2 protein-coding genes and 1 pseudogene are annotated in these 2,021 nt (G+C 72.4%); 1 reads left to right on the top strand and 2 read right to left on the bottom strand.

From position 1 onward, the window contains the following. A partial coding sequence (locus GH736_RS21905; protein WP_162529592.1) for a PD-(D/E)XK nuclease family protein occupies positions 1–623 on the top strand: 623 nt, incomplete at its 5' end. Here the strand turns inward: GH736_RS21905 and GH736_RS21900 are convergent. Then, positions 548–1,786: a phosphotransferase gene (locus GH736_RS21900; RefSeq protein WP_203230905.1), complete on the bottom strand. Its 1,239-nt coding sequence runs from the start codon at positions 1,784–1,786 to the stop codon at positions 548–550. The two genes, GH736_RS21905 and GH736_RS21900, sit on opposite strands and share 76 nt — an antisense overlap. A 10-nt stretch (positions 1,787–1,796) precedes the next feature. Beyond that, positions 1,797–2,021: pseudogene (locus GH736_RS24745) on the bottom strand (hypothetical protein); the annotation flags it as partial.

Raw genomic sequence — 2,021 nt, 5'->3', positions numbered from 1 at the left:
CCGTCGCCGAGCAGCTCCGGCGGCCGATGCCGCAGCGGCCGTTCCGGGCCACCCGCCTCGGCACGCTGTTCCACGCCTGGGTGGAGCACCGCTCGACCGGCGAGGGCGAGGCAGCCGCCGTCGACGATGACTGGCTCGCCCTGGCAGACGCGCCCGGCGAGACCGACGGCGTGATCCCGGATGCCACCGACGAACGGCTGCGCGCACTGCAGGCCACCTTCGAAGCCTCCGAGTGGGGTGACCGCAAGCCCATCGCCGTGGAACTCGAGCTGCACCTGCCCATCGAGGAGCACGTGTTCGTGTGCAAGCTCGACGCCGTCTACGAGGTGCCCGAAGGTGGAGCGCTCGCCGCACGCGGCATCCGGCACCAGGTCGTCGACTGGAAGACCGGCAAGGCGCCGAAGGACGAGCACGACCTCGAGCTCAAGCAGACCCAGCTCGCGCTCTACCGGCTCGCCTATGCGAAGTGGGCCGGCATCGACCCCGACGCCGTCGACGCGGTGTTCTACTTCGTCGAGGACGACCGGGTCATCCGGCCCGAGCGACTCTACGACGAAGCAGCGTTGCGGCGGGCCTGGGCGTCCGTCACGGCACCCGTCTCGTCGGTGCCGGTCTCGGGCTGATCCTGCGCACCCCGTGACGGCGTCGCATCGCCCCAATCGCTAAGGTCGAGCGGGATGGGGGCGGTGGCATCCATCGAGATCGGTCCGTGCTCGCCGGCCTCGCGCCGTTCGAGCTCCGAGAAGTCGTAGCTGTCGGTGAGCATGGTCGCCGCGCCCTCGCGAGAAGGGTGATCCCGCGGAGTGTCGTCGAGGAGGCGCTCGACGTCGCCCACCGTGAGGATCGGACCCGTCTCGGGTGAGAGGGGTTCGCTCGACCGGTCGTGCACGCTGGCCGCGAGCCCATCGAGCAGCGACACGGCGTCGTCGATGATGGCGGCGTCGCGCTGCTCGACGCCGTGGAGCAGCCACTGCGCGAGCTCGAGTTCGCCGTACAGCAGCGCCCGCTGCGGCAGGTGCGCGTCGGCGCCGCCGTTGCGCCCGGTGATGTACGCGTCGAGGGCCGCCTCGGCGGACGCGCCGCGCGACGTCAGCAGCCAGTGCAGGTCGCGCGCGGGGTCGCCGACGGCGAGCGACGACCAGCCGACCACGGCGTTCACGGTGTCGCCCTCCACGAGGAACGAATCGGCCGACAGTGCGCCGTTGACGACCGTCGGACGGAAGCGCCAGAGGGCATCGTCGTCGGTCGCCTGCTCCCAGCGTCGCAGGATCGCAGCGGGAAGATGCCCCGTGTCGGCGGCCCGGCCGATGAGGTCGATGACGCCGTCGCGTGATTCGTCGGCGGACTCCCGCGGCAGGCCGGCGTCGCCGACGAAGCCGCTCGGCAGGCTGTGCACTGCTGCCACGGCGGATCCGACCGAGAACGCGAGCCCGGGCGGCTCGGTGAGCTCGTCGGCGGTGCGCACGGCGCCCGGGAGGAACTCGGTGACGATGGCGCGCGTTCCGTCGATCGGGGCCTGGCCGACGAAGTCGGGCACGGCGAAGGGAAGGCGGGCCCGGACGCCGGGCGTCATCGCGCGGATGGCGACGAGATCGGCGGACTGCTCGGTCTCGGCGTTCTGCGACCGCGGAGCGCGGATGACGAGGCGTCGGCCGTCGACGGAGTGGAGCTCCACCGCGTCGTAGGCGCCGTGGCTGCGGCGGGTGTGGGCCCTGGCTGCACGGACCTCGAGCCCGGGCACCGCCGCCGTGGCCAACGCGGCTAGAGTGAGTGGGGGTCTGGCCATGGCACACAGCTTAAGCAGGCGAATCCGCCTCCGGGGCGACCGCCACGCCTTCCCGCCGACTCCGCCCTGAAGCGCAGAGAGGTGGCCAGTGCCCGAATCGACATCCCCGCCGCTCGCGCGCGCGCGTCCACACGGCGGGAACGAGGAGCACCGTGGCGATCGGGTAGGCGAAGTCCTCGACCGGCGCGAGCCCGACCACGGGTCCCAACCGCGTGCCGTCGGCGTAGCCGAAGAG

The sequence above is a fragment of the Agromyces humi genome (assembly GCF_009720255.1).
Taxonomy (GTDB): domain Bacteria; phylum Actinomycetota; class Actinomycetes; order Actinomycetales; family Microbacteriaceae; genus Agromyces; species Agromyces humi.
The sequence above is the reverse complement of the archived record's forward strand: the minus strand, read 5'-3'. Positions and strand labels throughout refer to the sequence as shown.

Coding starts and splice junctions, on each gene's coding strand:
- GH736_RS21900 (WP_203230905.1), bottom strand. CDS start 1,786: ATGGCCAGACCCCCACTCACTCTAGCCGCGTTGGCCACGGCGGCGGTG.